General features: G+C 68.4%; 15 protein-coding genes. 1 reads left to right on the plus strand and 14 read right to left on the minus strand.

Going from position 1 to position 17,662, the window contains the following annotated elements; translation table 11 throughout:
* Positions 1 to 46: 46 nt before the first annotated feature.
* The 3 genes from ACOJB8_RS28850 to ACOJB8_RS28860 are packed head-to-tail and all read right to left on the minus strand — an operon-like array spanning position 47 to position 2,194.
* Positions 47 to 892 (minus strand): anti-sigma factor family protein, encoded by an 846-nt coding sequence (locus ACOJB8_RS28850; protein WP_475015648.1) that lies wholly within the window; start codon positions 890 to 892, stop codon positions 47 to 49.
* Positions 889 to 1,407 (minus strand): sigma-70 family RNA polymerase sigma factor, encoded by a 519-nt coding sequence (locus ACOJB8_RS28855; RefSeq protein WP_069268594.1) that lies wholly within the window; start codon positions 1,405 to 1,407, stop codon positions 889 to 891. Before ACOJB8_RS28855 ends, ACOJB8_RS28850 begins: the two co-directional genes overlap by 4 nt.
* Positions 1,408 to 1,462: 55 nt before the next feature.
* Positions 1,463 to 2,194, minus strand: coding sequence for a transcriptional regulator (locus ACOJB8_RS28860; protein ID WP_368683525.1), 732 nt, complete (start codon positions 2,192 to 2,194; stop codon positions 1,463 to 1,465).
* A 266-nt stretch (positions 2,195 to 2,460) separates the two neighbouring features.
* Between ACOJB8_RS28860 and ACOJB8_RS28865 the strand changes: the two genes are divergently transcribed.
* The gene (locus tag ACOJB8_RS28865; RefSeq protein ID WP_475015650.1) at positions 2,461 to 4,653 is read left to right on the plus strand and encodes an NHL repeat-containing protein; all 2,193 of its coding nucleotides are present in this window, start codon (positions 2,461 to 2,463) and stop codon (positions 4,651 to 4,653) included.
* Between the two features lie 12 nt (positions 4,654 to 4,665).
* Here the strand turns inward: ACOJB8_RS28865 and ACOJB8_RS28870 are convergent, their stop codons facing one another.
* The 11 genes from ACOJB8_RS28870 to aroQ all read right to left on the minus strand — a co-directional run bounded on the left by ACOJB8_RS28870 (position 4,666) and on the right by aroQ (position 17,557).
* A complete protein-coding gene (locus ACOJB8_RS28870; RefSeq protein WP_176732995.1) occupies positions 4,666 to 5,664 on the minus strand; it encodes a diguanylate cyclase in 999 nt (332 codons plus the stop codon).
* 184 nt (positions 5,665 to 5,848) lie between these two features.
* Positions 5,849 to 6,874: a chemotaxis response regulator protein-glutamate methylesterase gene (gene cheB, locus ACOJB8_RS28875; RefSeq protein WP_069268596.1), complete on the minus strand. Its 1,026-nt coding sequence runs from the start codon at positions 6,872 to 6,874 to the stop codon at positions 5,849 to 5,851.
* The gene (locus ACOJB8_RS28880; RefSeq protein ID WP_475015652.1) at positions 6,871 to 9,165 is read right to left on the minus strand and encodes a hybrid sensor histidine kinase/response regulator; all 2,295 of its coding nucleotides are present in this window, start codon (positions 9,163 to 9,165) and stop codon (positions 6,871 to 6,873) included. The genes cheB and ACOJB8_RS28880 overlap by 4 nt, the downstream gene beginning before the upstream one ends.
* Positions 9,162 to 9,866 (minus strand): chemotaxis protein CheW, encoded by a 705-nt coding sequence (locus ACOJB8_RS28885; protein ID WP_475015653.1) that lies wholly within the window; start codon positions 9,864 to 9,866, stop codon positions 9,162 to 9,164. Before ACOJB8_RS28885 ends, ACOJB8_RS28880 begins: the two co-directional genes overlap by 4 nt.
* On the minus strand, positions 9,859 to 11,337 hold the full coding sequence (locus ACOJB8_RS28890) for a CheR family methyltransferase (RefSeq protein WP_475015655.1): 1,479 nt from the start codon (positions 11,335 to 11,337) through the stop codon (positions 9,859 to 9,861). Before ACOJB8_RS28890 ends, ACOJB8_RS28885 begins: the two co-directional genes overlap by 8 nt.
* On the minus strand, positions 11,334 to 11,828 hold the full coding sequence (locus ACOJB8_RS28895) for a chemotaxis protein CheW (RefSeq protein WP_475015656.1): 495 nt from the start codon (positions 11,826 to 11,828) through the stop codon (positions 11,334 to 11,336). Before ACOJB8_RS28895 ends, ACOJB8_RS28890 begins: the two co-directional genes overlap by 4 nt.
* A 13-nt stretch (positions 11,829 to 11,841) precedes the next feature.
* A complete protein-coding gene (locus tag ACOJB8_RS28900) occupies positions 11,842 to 13,515 on the minus strand; it encodes a methyl-accepting chemotaxis protein (RefSeq protein WP_475015658.1) in 1,674 nt (557 codons plus the stop codon).
* A 334-nt stretch (positions 13,516 to 13,849) separates the two neighbouring features.
* A complete protein-coding gene (locus tag ACOJB8_RS28905) occupies positions 13,850 to 14,518 on the minus strand; it encodes a TetR/AcrR family transcriptional regulator (protein ID WP_069268602.1) in 669 nt (222 codons plus the stop codon).
* 121 nt (positions 14,519 to 14,639) lie between these two features.
* Entirely contained in the window at positions 14,640 to 15,938 is a 1,299-nt protein-coding gene (locus ACOJB8_RS28910; RefSeq protein ID WP_475015701.1) for an MFS transporter, read from the minus strand.
* 246 nt (positions 15,939 to 16,184) lie between these two features.
* Entirely contained in the window at positions 16,185 to 17,105 is a 921-nt protein-coding gene (locus tag ACOJB8_RS28915; protein WP_342947444.1) for a shikimate dehydrogenase, read from the minus strand.
* Complete coding sequence (gene aroQ / locus ACOJB8_RS28920) at positions 17,102 to 17,557, minus strand: type II 3-dehydroquinate dehydratase (RefSeq protein ID WP_069268605.1); 456 nt, start codon at positions 17,555 to 17,557, stop codon at positions 17,102 to 17,104. Before aroQ ends, ACOJB8_RS28915 begins: the two co-directional genes overlap by 4 nt.
* Between the last annotated feature and the right edge of the window lie 105 nt (positions 17,558 to 17,662).

Here is a 17,662-nt window from a genome sequence, read left to right on the forward strand (position 1 = left end):
CAAGGAAAGGCCAACCCGGCCAGGAACAACGACAAAAAACCAACCCTCACCGCGGCGTCAGCTGCGCATAAACATCATGCGCAAGCTGCAGCAACGCCTTACGATCGATCCCCCCGGAAAGCGCATACCCAAAGTCGCCATCTACCCAATAAAACACATTCACAGGCCCATCCTGATAGAGCTTGAACGCGGTGGTATTGGCGCTAGTCTTACGATGCGAGATACACAGCGTCACCCGCTCGCCACGCGCATTGTGATACATGAACTGTGCGACTTCGCCGCCGTCGTCGGCCGGCAACAACCGCCCACCCGAAAGCTCGAACCCGCTCTTCGAGAGCATCGGCGCGCGCACGTTGGTGCCGAGCCGGTTCGCGAGCCACTTCACGAAGTCCTGCTCCTGACTGTCGTCCATCGTGTCGGGACGCGCCACCGTCGGCATGTAGACCACGTGCGCGCGCGCCGCTTGCTGCGCAAAGCGCATGGTGCCATCCGCGCTCACCGCGCGTAGTTCGCCGCCGCCAGCCGCGCCTGCGGGTCCGCCCGTGCCGCTCATGCCGTAATGCATGCCCCACCCGATGCCCACGCCCAGCACGAGCGCCGCGGCGAGGCCCGCGAAGCGCGGCCAGTTTGCCGCCGGGCGCGCATTTCGCACCGCTTGCTGCGCGGGCTCAGGGGCGGCCACGCGCAGGCGCGCAGGCAGCGGCTCGTTGAGCACGCGGTCGTAACGCTCGTGCAGCAGATTGTTCAGCGCGAAGAAGTCGCTCGCGCGCGCGGCAAGCTCGGGGTTGCGCTCGAGCTCGCGCTCCACGTCGGCGCGACGCGCCTCGGATAGCGTGCCGTCCACGTAGGCGTGGATCTCGTCTTGCGTGACTGGATTTTGTTGCTCGCTCATCGCACCACCTTCAGATTCGCACGCGGGACGGAACCGGCCATGAGCGCCCGCAAGCGCTCACGTCCCCTCGACAGACGCGACATGACCGTGCCGATCGGTATGTCGAGCGCCAATGCGACATCGGCGTAACTCATCTCCTCCAGTCCTACCAGAAGCACCACCTCGCGCTGCTCCACGGGCAGACGCTGCAGCGCAAAGTCCAGATCGCGCACTTCGAGCGCCCCCGTCTGCGCGGCGGGCACGGCGTAGTCGGTTTCGGGCACGCTGTCGTCATCGACGGAAACGTGCGCCCCGCGCGCCGCCGATTTGCGCACCTGGTTTACGAACAGGTTGTGCATGATCGTGAAGAGCCAGGCGCGCAGATCGGTGCCCGAACGGAACAACTCCGTGCGGGCGATAGCGCGCTCGAGCGTGTCCTGCACGAGATCGTCCGCAAGCTCGCGGTTGTTGATCAGCGCGCGCGCGTAGCGTCGCAGGCGCGGCACGTGTTCTATCAGCTCGTCACGGATGTCCATGTTTCATCCTGGATTGCCGCAAGGGTCATTGCGCGGTTTGCATCCTCGGGCGGATTCACGATCCTTCGCCTTCGCGCGCCGGCTGCGCGGCGAGCGTCGCGAGGTCCGCCGCGCGCATCAAGCCGCGCGTTTGGGCGTTGCCCGCGAGCACCCAGCGCGTGCCGTGCTCGCGCCACATCAGGAGCCGCAGCGGCCCCGCGCGGTGTGCGCTCCACTGCGGGGCCGCGCCGGCCAGCCACGCGCGGCTCGCGAGCAGCACCACGCGCTCGCCCTGGTTGTTCTCGTACACATAGCGCTGCGCACTCGCAAACGGGCCAACCCGCACTTCGCCACCGCCGAGAAAATGCAGGCCCGCCGCGCCGAAATCGAACGGCGCACGCGCCGCGCCCGCTTCCAGCGCCTCCGGCTGCCCGTTTTCGGCTTCCATCAGCGCCATCACCGCAGCGTTGTTCAGCACTTGTTGCGACGGCTCCGTCACGCCGATCCACGCCACTGCAGCACCCGCCATCGCCAGCGCAGCCGCGAGAGCGATAGCGTAGCGCAACGCCCGCCTGCTCCGGGCTGGCGCGGCGCGCGAGTGCGGCGTCTGCGCGGGCCGGGCCGGGTAAGCATCGCGGATCTGGGCGTTCAGACGCCGGTAGAACAGGATGCGATGCCATTCGCCGGGCTTGCCAGCGAGGTAACGCCGCACGTGCGCCGCCTGCGCGCCGGCAAGCGTGCCGTCGCTATAGGCCTGGATATCGGCTTCGGAAACCGGCGGCTCATCGAGCGGCCCGCGAAACTTCATGATCGTGAATCGACGTTGATTAGGTGGCGATGCGGGGGCTAACGCGCGGCGAGACCGGATTATTCCAGCAGGCGGCGAAATTCCCCTTTTGCGTGGCGCTCGAGCGACTTTGCGCCCCGCGGGCGGGCCATTCATCGCATCCGCATAAAAAAACGCCACATTACCCGCATTGAATAATATTTGAATTATTTCCTTAAAAGCGCATGCGAGCATCACGCCCAACTGCCGCGCATCCTGCGGCATGTTCGTAATTGACGGGAATTCAAGTGAAAAATGCTGCTCGCCTCATTGCCTTGTCGGTAGCGCTGCAAGGTCTCGCCATTCAACCCAGCGTTGCGCAAAGCACGCTCAACTACACCACGTCCTGGATCGGCAACAGCTTCGGTTTCGGCGACGGCAAGTGGATGCAGCAGGACGTACAGGCCATCGCCGTCGCGCCCGACGGCACCGTCTACGCGAACGCGCCCTGGGACGAAAGCGGCAGCGAGATCGGCGTCTACCGCGGCGGCGACAAGCTCGCGGTGGCCGGCAACACGCATGGCTGGGGCAGTGCGGGCGGCGACGCCATCGCGGCGAACAGCACCTATGTCTATGCCGCGATGTCGATCGGCAACCAGAGCAATGCTCTCGTGGGCGCGGACTATCCGCCCGCCAACCAGACCTGGTTCGGCGTGACGCGCCGGCTGCGCTCGAACGTGGCGCAGGGCGCGCCGTTCGCGAGCGGCATCGGCAACAGCGCGAACGCGACGAAAAACAGCTTCCTGCGCGTGCTCGCCGCCCCGAGCAGCAGCGACGGCGCCGTGCGCGGCCTCGCCGCCACCGACGCCGAACTGTACGTTGCCGATACCGCGGACAACCGCATCGTGGTCTACGACGCGCAAACCATGCGTCAGCTGCGTGCTTTCACCGTGCCGACGCCGGGCCGCATTGCGCTGGCCACGGACGGCACACTCTGGGTGATCCAGGGCATGCAGGACGCGAACGGCCCGAGCATCGGTCACTACCGCAAGGACGGCACCGCGCTCAACGATGCACCCGTGCTGCCTGCGGGCACCGTGCCGACCGATCTCGCCTTCGCGCCTTCCGGCCAGCTCTCGATTGCCGACAACGGCCCTTCGCAGCAGATTCTGCTTTACGCCCGCTCGTCGAGCGGCCAGTTTGCGGCCGCGGGCACGCTGGGCACGCGCCAGGGCATCTTCCACGTCGTGGAAGGCGCGCCCGGCGACTGGCGCTTCAACGGCATCACCAGCATCGGCTACGACCAGGCGGGCAACCTGTACGTCGCGCAGAACGGCCAGGGGCCGCGACCGTACGGCACCGCGCTGGTCGGCCAGGGAGCGGTGCTCGAGAGCTACGCAATGGGCACGCGCACGCTGGGCTGGCGCCTCGACGGCCTGACCTTCGTCGATGCCGCCGCCTTCGACCCCGCCAATACCGCGAACGTCTTCACCGGCTCGAAGCGCTTCACGCTCGACTACAGCCAGGCGCCCGGCAAGCAATGGACCTATGCGGGCTTCACGCTCAACCGCTTCGCGTATCCCGACGATCCCGCGCTGCACTCCACGCGCGGCGTGCGCGGCTCGCCGATGGTGCGGCGCTTCAACGGCCAGCCATTCCTCTATACGCTCGACCAGTACGCGCACTACCTGAACATCTACCGCTTCTCGAGCGCGACCGATGGCGAAGTCGCGATTCCCTCGGGCCTGCTCGCCCAGAATCCGATGCCGGGCAACTGGCCCGCCGGCCAGCCGACCTACGGCGAGTGGATGTGGCGCGACGCGAACGGCGACGGCCACGTGGACGCGAGCGAGATCACCTCGAACCCCTCGACGGGCGCGACCGTCGGCAACGGCTACTGGTGGGTGGACACGCCCGGCAACGTGTGGCTCGCCACGCCGCTTTCGGGAATTCGCGAGATGCCGATGCAAGGGCTCGACGCACAGGGGAATCCGCAGTACACCTATGCATCGTCGAAGATGTTCCCGATGCCGGCGCCGTTCAACCGCATCGCACGGATCGTCTACGTGGCCGAAACCGACACGATGTACATCACCGGCTTCACCGCGAACATTCCGTGGGATGCGTCGCACTGGAAGGAAGCCGGGCCCGTGCTCGCGCGTTACGACAACTGGTCGAGCGGTTCGCCCACGCTCACGTGGCAGGCGTCGTTGCCCTGGAACACGGGCAGCAGCCCGCAAGTGACAACGGTCGGAATCGCCGTGGCCGGCAACTATGTGTTCATCGCGGAGCTCTACACGCAGAAGGTCGACGTATACGACGCGCGCAGCGGCCAGATCGTCGGCTCGATGACGCCCGGTGCGAACGTGGGCAACACGAGCGGGTGGGTGGACATCTATATGGGCATGAGCGCCGCGCAGCGCGATAACGGCGATTACGTGGTGCTCGTGGAGGACGACGCGCGCGCCAAGATCCTGATGTACGACTGGACGCCGGGTTGAGGCGCTGCGCCTTTACGGCCGCCCCGACACGTGCGTGGAAAACGCCACGCGATTGCGGCCATCGCGCTTTGCGCGGTAAAGCGCGGCGTCGGCTTCCTCGATCAGCGCCGTCTCCGCGAGCCCCGGCGCGGGCGTGAGCGTCGCCACGCCAATGCTGATCGTGAGGTGCTCGCTCACGGCTGAACCCACGTGCGGCAACGCGAGTCCCACCACGTCGCGGCGCATTTTCTCGGCGAGCAGCCGCGCGCCCGCGCTGCCCGTGCCCGGCAGCACCACGGCGAACTCTTCGCCGCCGAAGCGCGCCACGAGGTCGCGCGGCTGACGTATCTCGCGGCGGATCGTCGTCGCCACCGAGCGCAGCACGTTGTCGCCCGCCACGTGGCCGTAGGTGTCGTTATAGGGTTTGAAGTAGTCCACGTCGATCATCAGCAGCGACACTTCGGTGCGCTCGCGCTCCGCCCGCTTCCACTCGGCGCTCAGGAATTCGTCCAGGTAGCGCCGGTTCGAGAGGCCGGTCAGGCCATCCGAATGCGTCAGGCGGCGCAGTTCGAGGTTCGCGCGGAGCAGCTCCTGCTGCGAGCGGCGCAGCGCGCGATAGGCCTCGTCGCGCTGGAGCATGTTTACGTAGGATCGCGAATGATATTTCACGCGCGCGATCAGCTCGACGCTGTCCGGCAGCTTGACGAGGTAATCGTTGGCCCCCGATGCGAACGCCGCGCTCTTGATGGCGGGTTCTTCCTTGGTGGAGAGCACGATGATCGGCACGTCGCGTGTCGCTTCGTTCGCGCGGTAGGCGCGCACGAGCGTGAGGCCGTCGGTGCCCGGCATCACGAGGTCCTGCAGGATCACGGTCGGGCGCACTTCCTCGGCCGTGCGCACGGCCTGGTCGGGATGCGCGCAATAGTGGAAGTCGATCTCGCGTTCGCTGGCGAGCGCCCGGCGCACCGCCTCCGCCACGATCGCCTGGTCGTCCACCAGCAGCACCATCATCGGCATGTCGGCGGCGGGCATCGTTTGCTCCAGCGCGCTGCGCACGGCCTCCAGCGCGACGGCGAGCGAAGCGTCGTCGGCGCTGCTGGGGTCGAGATCCGCGTCGATGCCGACGTCCGGCCCGATGCTGTCGGCAACGTTTGCGCTGGTTGGAAGATTGGACTTCTCGGTCATGATATCGGTCGCGTCTCGTGATGGCTGGCATCTAGCCGGCAGGTTGATGCGGGAGTTTCACCCGGCTCGCAAGCTCGGCGGCAATGGCGTCGAGCGGCAGGATCGCGCGCGCGGCGAAGAGCGCCGCCGCCGCTTTGGGCATGCCGTATACGGCGCTCGTCGCCTCGTCCTGGGCGATGGTGTGCCAGCCCTTGGCGCGCATCGCCTTCAGGCCGATCGCCCCGTCGCGTCCCATGCCCGTGAGCAGCACGCCAATCGCCTCGCCCGTCCAGCGCTCGACGAGGCTGTGAAAGAACGTATCGACGGAGGGACGGTAGGGTGTGTCGGCCGGCTCGCGAGTGTAAGCCAGCTTGCCGCCCGCTGTCATGCGCAGATGATCGTTGGTCGCGGCGAGCAGTACGCAGCCGGGCTCAGGCTGCTCGCCCTCGAGCGCGATGCGCACCGTGAGCGGCGTCTGGCCGTCGAGCCAGGCGGCCATGCCCGCGGCGAACGACTGGTCCACGTGCTGCACGATCACGACGCTCGCGCCGAAACCGGCGGGCAGCGCAGCGAGCACGGTGGCGAGCGCGCTGGGGCCGCCCGCCGAGGCGCCGATCGCAATGAGCGGCGCCTTCGGCATGCCGGAAGCGGTGAACGCCGGCGCGCGCGCGGCGAGATCGAGCGCGCCCGACACGCGCCCGATCTGCTCGATTTTCGCGAGCAGCAGGTCCATGGTGCGGCGCGTGTCGGGCCCGGCGAGCGTGGGAGTATCGACAGCATCGAGCGCGCCCGCGCCCATCGCCTCGTACACGCGCCAGGCGTTCGCGCCCACGCTGCTGGTGACGATCAGGATGGGGCACGGCGAGCGCGCCATGATTTGCCGCGTGGCCTCTACGCCGTCGACCTTCGGCATCACGAGATCCATGAGGATCACGTCGGGCACCTGTGCCGCGCAGAACTGCACCGCGTCCTCGCCGTTCGCGGCGACCCACACCACGCGATGGCCCGGCCGCGTCGCGATGGCCTGGCGCAGCGCCTCGACTGCTAGCGGCATGTCGTTGGCGATACCGATTTTCATCCCGTCGCCTCTCCGATCAGGTCGTTCACCGCGTCGAGCAGCGCTTCGTCGTGGAAGCTGCCCTTGGTCAGATAGTAGTCGGCGCCCGCGTCGAGGCCGCGCCGCCGGTCGTCTTCACGATCCTTGTACGAGACGATCATCACCGGCACGTTGCGATGCATCGCGTCGCCCTTGATCATCGTGACGAGTTCGATGCCGTCCATGCGCGGCATGTCGACGTCGGTGATGACGAGGTCGAAGTGCGCGTTGCGCAGGGTGCTCCAGCCGTCCATGCCGTCCACCGCCACCGTGACGTCGTAGCCGCGTTTTTCGAGCAGCTTGCGCTCCAGCTCCCGCACCGTCAAGGAGTCCTCGACAACGAGAATGCGCTTGCGTGCGCGCGCCCCGTCGTGTGCGCCGCCGCGCGCCACGCCCGCGAGCTGGCCATCGCGCACGAGACGCGCGACCGACGTCACGATGTCCTCCACGTCGACGATCAGCGCGACCTCTCCGTCGTCGAGCAGCGCCGCTGCCGACACATTGCGCACCTTGCCCAGACGCGCGTCGAGCGGCTGCACGGCGAGCGTACGCTCGCCCGCGAAACGGTCCACGGCCACGCCATAGAGGCCCGCCTCGCTGCCCACCAGCACGACGTTGAGGTCTTCCGCGGTCGTGGCTTCGGCACCCGCGCCGAGCAGCTGGCGCGCGGTCACGAGCCCCACGGGCCGGCCTTCGAAGGCAATGTGCTGCTGGCCTTCGAGCATCTCGATCGTGCTGCGCGGCACGCTGAGCGCGCGGCGCACGTGCGCGAGCGGGAACGCATAGGCTTCGCCCGCGACCTCGACGATCAGGCTGCGCACCACCGAAAGCGTGAGCGGCAACTGCAGCACGAAACGCGTGCCCTGCCCCGCCGCGCTCTCGATGCGCACCGTGCCGCGCACGGCCTTCGCGAAGTTCTGCACGGCGTCGAGGCCGACGCCGCGGCCCGACACGTCAGTGACGGTGTCGCGCAGCGAAAAGCCCGGCAGCAGCAGGAAGTCGAACAACTCGGCGTCGGACATCGCGGCCACGGCCTGGGGCTGCGCGAGCGAGCGCGCGGCGATGCTCGCGCGCAGTGCGTCGAGATCGATGCCCGCGCCGTCGTCGGCCACGGCGATCAGCAGCTTGCCGGCGCTATGGTGCGCTTCGAGCGTGAGGCTCGCCTCTTCCGGCTTGCCCGCGCGCTGTCTCGTTTCGGGGTCCTCGATACCGTGGTCGAGCGCGTTGCGCAGCAGGTGGCCGAGCGGCGCGTCGAGCATTTCGAGGATGTCGCGGTCTACTTGCGTCGACTCGCCGGCAATCGTGAAGCGCACGCGCTTGCCAAGCGAGCGCGCAAGATCGCGCACCACGCGCGGATAGGTGTGCGCCGTGTCGCCGAACGGCCGCATGCGACACTGCAGGGCCTCGTCGTAGAGGCGCTGCGCGAGTTGCGTGCCGCGCCGGTCGATGCGGTCGACGTCGTCGAATCGTTCGGATAGCTGACGATCGAGCGACGCAACCGCATGGAGTATTTCCGCGAGTGCGTCGCGCGCGTCGGCGTCGAGCGCATCCCCGTGGCGCTCCTGGAACTGGCCCAGCGCCGCGAGCACGTCGCCCTGCGCGCGGCGCGTGCGCAAGAGCCCTTCCGCGAACGGCCGCATGCGGCGCGACTCCACCAGCGATTCGCCCGCGAAGCCGAGCAAGCGGTCGAGCGTGCCGGCGCGCACGCGCAGCATGCGCTCGGCGTCGGCTGAGCGGGGTGGCAGGGGTTGCGCGAGTGGCGCGGGTTCGACATCGGTGGACGCCACCGCCTCACGCTCCGGCTCGGGCAGACGCAGTGACGCCGCGAGCGCGGCAAGGTCGTCGGTTTCGGCCGCACTTTCGGCGGTGGTGTTGGACACGCTGGGCTGCACCCCACCCTGAAGGCGCGCCGCGAACGCCACGACCGCCTCGTGCGAAAGCGGCGGCGCGTCGGCATCGCCTGCCGCGCTCAGCAAATCGATGCCGACGAGCAGTGCATCGATGCGCGCCGCGTCGATGCGCAACTCGCCGCGCTGCGCGGCCACGAAGCAATCCTCCATCGCGCTCGCCACCTCGACCGCCTCGGGCAGCCCGACGATGCGCGCTGCGCCCTTGAGCGAGTGCGTCGCGCGCATGCAGGCTTCCAGCGTGGCGGCATCTTCGGGTGCGGACTCCAGCGCGAGCAGGCCCGCGGAAAGCGTGCGCGTCTGCGCAGCGGCCTCCTCATGGAAGAGGTCGAGCAGCGAGCGGCGGCTCAGTTCGTCGTCGCTCATCGCAAACTCCTTGCAAGCGCATCGAATAGCACCTCGGCATCGAGCACGCCCACCGAACGCCCGCGCCAGTGCGTCACGCCGCGCACGTGCCGCCCGGCCGACTGCGCGAGCGTGGCGGGCGCGGGCAGGAGCGCGTCGGCGCCGAAGTTCGCGACGCCCTCCACGGCATCGACGGGAAACGCCGTCGTTGCGCCCGCCCATTCGGTCACGAGCAGGCGCGGCGTGGCGGCGCGCGACGCTGCGCCGGGCGCCGCGGCATCGATACGCAGCAGCGCGGCCAGCGATACCGCGAGCGTGAGCACGCCGCGCACGTTCACGACGCCCAGCACGGCGGCGCTGCGCCGGTGCGGCAGCGTGTGGATGGCGCGCGCCTCGTGCACCTGGCGCAGCGCGGTGGCGGGCAGCGCGAGCCACTCGCCGCCCACGCAAAACACGAGCGAGCCTGCCTCGCGCGTGCGCGTGTCCACTGACTCAGGCGCGCGTTCGAGCGCAAGCGCGGTTGGCGCAAGCGGCGCGGGACGGTCGAGCATGCGCGCCGCCGCTTCTTCGAATACCGGGCAATTCAGGCAGCGCACGCACGTTTCGAGGCGCGGGCACGAGTTGTCGCCCAGCGTGCCGATGACTTTCCAGCACTGCTCGGGCAGTTGCGACGTCGGCACGAGGTCCTGCGCGCGGTCTTGCTCCAGTTCGCGCTCAGACATGCGGGCCTCCTGCGTCCGGTTCGGCACGCTGTGCGACTTCCTGTGCGGCGCGCTGTGCACGGCGCATCAGCCGGCGCGCGCCTTCGGCATCGCCCTGCACTTCGAGCAGCGCCGCCAGATGCGTGAGCGCTTCATAGTGCGAAGGCTCCAGATAGATGGCCTTGCGATAGTGCGCGAGCGCCGCGGCTGCGCGGCCCTGCGCATCGGCGATCAGGCCTAGCAGGTACCAGGTGCCCGCGTTCTGCGTCAACGCCTGCGCCGCTTGCGTGGCGAGACGTTCGGCCTCGTCGAGCGCGCCGGCATCCGCGAGACGACGCGCGTCGGCAAGCGCGGCTTCGGGCGTGGCGCCAAGGGACGGCCCGTCCGCCGCGTGGGCGTTCATCACGGCCGCCGCGCGCGGAGCCGGCGCGACGTGCAAGGGCCGCAGCGAGAGCCGCGACGGCGCGGACCCGCGCGCTGCCGCGGCCAGCGGCGCGTCCAACGGTGCAAACACCGGCGCGCTGCCGAATGCGGGCGCCGCTGCCGTGGCGGCAATTACCGGCAGCGGCGTGAGCGCAGGCGGCACGGCGGCCGCCGGGCTCGCCGGATGTTGATGATCCGCCGTCGCGCCGGGTTCCGGCGCGCGAAAACCGAACGCGAGCGGAATATAGGCGGACACCATCTCATGGCGCATCATCAGCCCCGTTTCCGCCGGTCCGACGAAGATCATGCCGCCCGCCGTGAGGCGCGCACGCAGCAGGTCGATGGCGCGGTCCTGCGAGGCGCGGTCGAAATAGATGAGCACGTTGCGGCAAAAAATGAAGTCGTAGCGCACCGGGTGCGGCGCGAGCCATTCGAACAGGTTCGCGCGCTCGAAGGTCACGGCGCGGCGCACCGTCGCGGCGATACGCCATCCGTCCGGCGCCGCCTCGAAATAGCGGTCGCGAAACGCGAGGCCGTCGCCCCGAAACGCGTTGCGGCCATACACGCCGCGCGCGGCCGCCGCAATCGACTGGCCGCTGATGTCGATCGCGTCGATGGCGAACTGCTCGTGCGCGAGGCCCGCGTCGAGCAGCGCCATGGCCGCCGAGTACGGCTCCTCGCCGCTCGAGCACGGCGCACTCAGCACGCGCAGCACGTCGCCGGGCTGCGCGGCCAGCCGCTTCGTGCCGAGGCGCGCGAGCGCGGCGAAGGCCTCGCGCTCGCGAAAGAACCAGGTCTCGGGCACCACGAGCGAATCGATCAGCGCCTGGCGCTCGGCAGGCGTGGTCGTGAGACGCTGCCAGTAGGCTTCGCGCGCCCAGTCGGGCAGCGCGGCGCCGCTCATCCACTCCTTGCGCGTGTCGGCCGGATGCAGGTCCGCGTGAACCTCGAGCGTCACTGCCGCCCGAGAGCCCACCGCGCGGGCGAGCGCGTTGGCGCCCAGCGATTCGGCGTCGATGCCGGTTTCCTCGAGCAGCCAGCCGGCAAAGCGCGGGTCGGCCTGTCTCATGGGGCGCCTTGCCACGAAGGCGGATCGGGAAAGAGCAGCGCGCGCACGCGCGCATCGAGCAGCTGGGCGACTTTCACCCACTGCACGAAGCCGCGCTCGTCGCGCGCGACGGGCCCGAGCCAGCGCGCCTCGGGCGTGGCAATGCCGCCTTCGGCAAAGCGCTCGGGCGCAATCGACTGCGTCCGCGTCGCGCTTTCGAGCAGCAGCGCGAGGCGGCGCGGCGGCGCATGAGCGGCAGCCGCGCCGGTCGCGGCGTCACGGTCATACACGAGCACGAGCCGCGTGGACATGAGCGTGCGCGCAGGCCGCCCGAGCGCGAGCATCGGCAGATCGACCACGGGCACGGGCGCGCCCTCGTAGTCGATCACGCCGGCGATATACGCGGGCGTGCCCGGAAACGCGCGCACGGGCGCGAGCGGCAGCACGTGCGCAATCTCGCGGGCATCGAGCGCGTAACGCTCGCCGTCCAGTTCGAACACCAGGAAGAGCATCGCCGCTCCCGCGTCACGCCTCGATCCTGAACCGCGACACGCCGGTGCGCAGTTCGTTGGCGACGAGCGTGAGATTGTCGATGGCCTGCGACGACTGGCGCAGCGACTCCGCCGTCTGCTGGGCGGCTTCGGAAAGCTGCGTGAGCGCCTGGGTGATCTGCTCGGCGCTCGTGGCCTGCGCCTGCATGCCGTCGTTCACCACCTGGAAGCGCGGCGCGAGCGTCTGCACCGCGCCGATGATCTGCGAAAGCTGCGCGCCCACGGCCTGCACGTCGTGCATGCCGCGCCGTACCTCCTCCGCGAACTTGTCCATGCCCATCACGCCCGCCGAAACCGCTGACTGGATCTCTTTCACGGTCTGCTCGATGTCGTAAGTCGCGACGGCAGTCTGGTCGGCCAGGCGGCGGATTTCAGTCGCGACCACGGAGAAGCCGCGCCCGTACTCGCCCGCCTTCTCCGCTTCGATCGCCGCGTTCAGCGAAAGCAGATTGGTCTGGTCGGCCACCTTCGTGATCGTCGCCACCACCTGATTGATGCTCACGGCCTTCTCGTTGAGGATGGCGAGCTTGGCGTTCACCGAGCCCGCCGCTTCCATCACGCTGCGCATGGTGTCTTCCATGTGGGTGAGGCCGCTCTGGCTCGTGCTGGCGAGCCCGGCCGACTGCTCGGCCACTGTCGCCACCTCGCTCATGGTGCGCACGAGGTCGCGCGCCGTGGCGAAAATCTCGCGCGAGGTCGCGCCGATCTCGGTCGTGGTGGCGGCCGTCTCGCTCGCGGTGGCCTGCTGCTCTTTTGACGTCGCGGCCACTTCGGCCACCGAGGTCGAGACCTGCAGCGACGACTTTTGCGCCTGGGCGACGAGGCTGGCCAGTTCGTCGCTCATTCGGTTGAAGCCGTCTTCGAGCACGCCGAATTCGTCGGTGCGGTTTAGCGCGAGGCGCTGCGAGAGGTTGCCGGTGCGCATGGAGTCGTGTACATCCACGAGGCGCGCCATCGGCACCGTAATCGCGCGATAGAGCGCGTAACCCGTGGCGAGCGCCGCGAGCAGCACGACGCCCAGCGCCGTGGCGAGCGTGAACTCCGTGCCCGTGACCGAGTTGCGGATGGTCTGCGCGGACTCGTCGGCCTGCTGACGGTTTTCGTCGACGAGCGTGTTGGCCGTGGCGAGCACCTCCTGCCACGCCGGGCCGATCTGCGCAAACGCGGCCTGCGCGGCGGGGCGCGAGGCGGGCAGCTGGCTCGCTACCGCCTTCGCCAGCGGCAGATAGCGCGCGTAAGCGTCGCGAAAGCGCTGGAAGCGCTCGCGGTCGTCGCTGCGAAAAAGCGTGCGTTCATACTGCCGTGCGGTCTCCTCGACCCGCGCCAAGGCAGCGGGCAGGCCCGACAGGTCGCGGGCCACGCTTTCCGGGTCGGCATCGACGAAGGCCGCGCGTTCGACGAGGCTATAGGTCTGGTTGGCCGCCGCGCGCAGCGAGGTCGCGTAGAACAGGCCCGGCACCGAATCGCTCGTGAGGCTCATCGCCTCGCTGTCGATGGCGCGCAGGCGGTCCCACGAGATCGCGGCCATCGCGAGCATGAGCACGAACAGCAAGCCGAAGCTGAGGACGATGCGTGTGCCGAGGGTGAAGCGAGCCTGAGTCTGTCGAGGCAGGCCGGCTCGGCCGGAACGGGGCATGGCGGTGCTCATTGCGCTAAAGACTCTCCGGTGGCGTGGACCGGCGCGACCGCCCTGCCGGCGAGGCGGGGCGCGGCTGCGCAGGCGAGGCCGCGCGCAGCGGCCTTGACCGCCGTAGTGTAATGGGTTTGCGCACTTTTATGGAACAAGCGATGCTAGCGGTCAGCCACGCAGGACGGGGCTTGCCGGGCTTTCGGAGACAAATCTGCAGAGTTCGCCGGGCCTTTTGGCGGCCCGGCGCAGCGCCGCGCGGGGACGCGGGCGCGCCGTGGGCGATGCGTCCCGCATCGGCGGGCGGGCGAGAAACAGCCAAAGCGGCCGGGGCGGCCGCAGCGCAGGGAGCGCTTTACTTCTTGACGAAGCGCAGCGTAGCGTCGACGACCATCTCGCGATGGCGCGCACGCAAGCGCGGATGCGAGGGGTCGCGCCCGAACGCCGCGCCGAACGTGTGGCGGTTACCTACGCGATGAAAGCACATCGAGCTGATGAGCAGGTGCAGGTCGATGGGATCGATGTCTTCGCGAAATGCGCCGCTCGCCACGCCGCGCGCGAGCAGGTCTTCGATCGTGCGGATCGCGCTGGCGTTGCGGCTGCGGAAGGTCTTCAGGCGCTCGATGTACTTCGCGCCATGAATGTTCTCGATGGTCACGAGGCGCACGAAGTCGCGGTGGCGGTCGTGATAGTCGAAGGTGAATTCGACGAGCCGCCGCAGGCCTTCCATAGGGTCCAGTTCGTCGATGTGCAGGTCCAGTTCGAGCGCGCGGATGTCGCCGTAGACCTTGTCGAGCACCGCTTCGTACAGCCCTTCCTTGCTGCCGAAGTAGTAATACAGCATGCGCTTGGTGGTGTTGGTGCGTTCGGCGATCGCGTCTACACGCGCGCCTGCGAGACCCATGGCCGAGAATTCGGCCGTCGCCACTTCGAGGATATTGCGCCTGGTCTGCTCGGGATCGTACTTACGCCGGCTTTCGGATTGAGCATCGTTGCGTTCGGCCGAAGCCGCCGGTCTTGCCATGTTTTTTTGGCCCGCAGCAGGGAAGGAATGCCGGCGATTTTAGCACGCGGGGCGCGGCCCTATAGAAGGTGCCGCGCCCCGCTGTCCCGCCGAAAGCCCGCGCGCAGGCGGCCTGCGAGCCTTACAGCTCGATGCGCTTGATATCGCCCACGATGAAGATATACGAGGCCGCGCCGATCAGCGCGATCACGCCGATGAATACGAGCGCCCAGACGAACGAGCCCGTCGCACCCACGATCAGCCCCACCACCAGCGGCGTGATGATGCCCGCGAGATTGGCCGCCAGGTTGAAGATGCCGCCGGTGAGACCGAGCATGCCGGCCGGCGCGATATCCGACACGAGCGTCCAGCCGAGCGCAGCCATCCCTTGCGCGAAGAACGCCACCGAGAGGATCGCGATCACGGCCACGTTGCTGTCCACGAAGTTCGCGAGAATGATCGTCGAGGCGAGCAGCAGACCGGCGATGATCGGCAGCTTGCGCGCCACGTTGGCCGAGATGCCGCGGCGCAGCATCCAGTCGGAGAAGGTGCCGCCGAACATCACGCCGATCGACGCGGCAATGAACGGCATGATCGCGAAGAAGCCGATCTTGAGCCAGCCCATATGGCGCTCGGTGGCGAGATAGGTGGGGAACCACGTGAGGAAGAACACGAGCGTGGAGTTGCCCGCGAACTGCCCGAGGCAGATGCCCGCGAGCTGACGGCGGCGCACCAGTTTGCCGGCCATGCGCCAGTCGAAACCCTGCTTTTTCGGTTCGCCGGCAGCCGCTCGCGCGTCGGCCTTGCGTTCGTGGCGAGCGAGACCGCCGCCCGCCTCGATGTAGTCGAGTTCGGCGCGGTTGGCCGCGGGGTGCTCGTGCGGCTCGCGATACAGGAACCACCACACGAGGCCGAACGCGATGCCCACGCCGCCCACCACGTAGAACAGCGAGCGCCAGCCATACGCCCCCATCAACGCGAAGAGGAACGGACTGAAGAACGCGAGACCGATGTATTCGCCGACCGTATAGGTGCCCGTAGCGAATGCGCGCTCGCTTTGCGGGAACCATGTGGCGACCACGCGGCTATTGGTCGGGAAGCACGGCGACTCCGCGGCGCCGAGACCCAGACGACACGCGAACAGCGCGCCCACGCCGCTGATGAAGCCCTGAGCGAGCGTGCACATCGACCAGAGCGTCATCGAGAGCCAGTAGGTGAACTTGCTGCCGAAGCGGTCGAGGAACACGCCGCCCGGAATCTGAGCGACGACGTAGCTCCACGAGAACGCCGAGAACACGAGGCCCATGAGCGCCGCGTTGATGCCCAGTTCCCTGGTGAGCTGCGGCGCTGCGATGCCGAGCACGGTGCGATCGAGGTAATTGATCATCGTGCCGACGGCCAGCAGGCCCAGGATGCGATAGCGCGCTTTCGAGCGGCGCATCGCGCCCTCGACGGGGGCGGCTGCGGAAAGGTTCGGCGCGTCGCCGCGCCCCGTGGATACGGGTGGTGCCATGTCTTCGTCTCCGATATGTCGACGGGAGTTGGCGCTTCAGCGCTTACTCCCGTCCCATGCCCATGTGGTGGTCGACGGGAGTTGGCGCTTCAGCGCTTACTCCCGTCCCATGCCCATGTGGCGGTCGACGGGAGTTGGCGCTTTTGCGCTGACTCCCGCCGCGCGCTGTCGTTGTTATTCGCTGGCGCTTGCAGCATTCGCCGCCAGCATGGACTGCAGATGCGCATACATGCGTTCCGCGTCGGGCTCGACACCCGTGAACAGCCGGAACGCATCCACTGCCTGGTACACCGCCATGCCGCCGCCGCTCAGCGTGCGGCAGCCGCGCGCCTCGGCCGCTTCGAGCAGCGCGGTGCGGATCGGGAAATAGACGATGTCCGCCACCCACAGCCGCTCGTGCAGATACTCCGCAGGCAACGGCATACCGGGCAGCTTCGCCATGCCGGTAGGCGTGGCGTGGATGAGGCCCGTGGCGTGCTTGAGCACTTCGCGCAGATCGCCGCCCGCGCTCACGCGAGCCGCCGGGAAGCGCGCCTGCAATTCGCTGGCGAGCGATTCGGCACGCGAAGCGTCCACGTCGAACAGCGTGAGCGCCTGGGCGCCCATCTGCAGCGCCGCGTGTGCGACCGCCGCGCCCGCGCCGCCCGCGCCCAGTTGCACCACCGCTTCGAGCGAGACATCGGGCAGGCCGCGCTGGAACGCGCGCGCGAAACCCGACCAGTCGGTGTTGTGGCCGATGCGCTTGCCGTCGCGGAAGAGCACCGTGTTCACGGCGCCGAGCGCGCGGGCGTCATCGGAGAGTTCGTCGAGCAGTTCGATCACGGCCTGCTTGCACGGATAGGTGATGTTCAAACCGTCGAAACCCATGCGCTCGGCGGCCAGCAGCAACTCGGGCAGCGCGGCGGGCGTGAGCTTCAGCGCTTCGAGGTCGATGCGCCGATATACATAGTGGAAGCCGAGTTCGCGGCCCTCCTGCTCCTGCATCGCGGGCGTGAGCGAACCGCCGATGCCCGAGCCGATCAGGCCGCAGAGAAACGAGTTGGCGGTTGCGCGCGCGCCCAGCGCATTCGTTTTGGCGCGGTTCTGGGCGCTCATTTCGTCACCTTTTTGGCGAGCAGCGTGGCCATGCGCTCCAGCGCGAGCACATACCCTTGCGTGCCGCAGCCGACGATGATGGCCTCTGCAATGGGCGAAACGAACGAATGGTGCCGGAACGCCTCGCGCTTGTGCACGTTCGAGATATGGACCTCGATCACGGGCTTCGCGATGGCGGAAAGCGCATCGGCGATCGCCACCGACGTATGCGTATAGGCAGCCGGATTGATGACGATGCCGTCCACGCGCGTGCGCGCTTCGTGCAGCCAGTCGATCAGCTGATGCTCGGCGTTCGACTGGCGAAAATCGATCTCGAGCCCAAGACGCGCCGCCGCCTCGCGGCACAGGTTGGCAACGTCATCTAACGTTTCAGCGCCGTAGATCGCAGGCTCCCGCGTTCCCAGCAGATTCAGGTTCGGTCCGTTCAGGACCAGCACCGAAGGCATTCCCATTACACACACTCCAGAACAGCTTGACGACCGGCACGGCGCATGCTCGAGAACCGTTGCATGTTTCACCGCATGGTCGCCAGTGTGCCGCGAAGCGGTACACCGGTC

Source organism: Paraburkholderia sp. BR10141 (assembly GCF_056155635.1).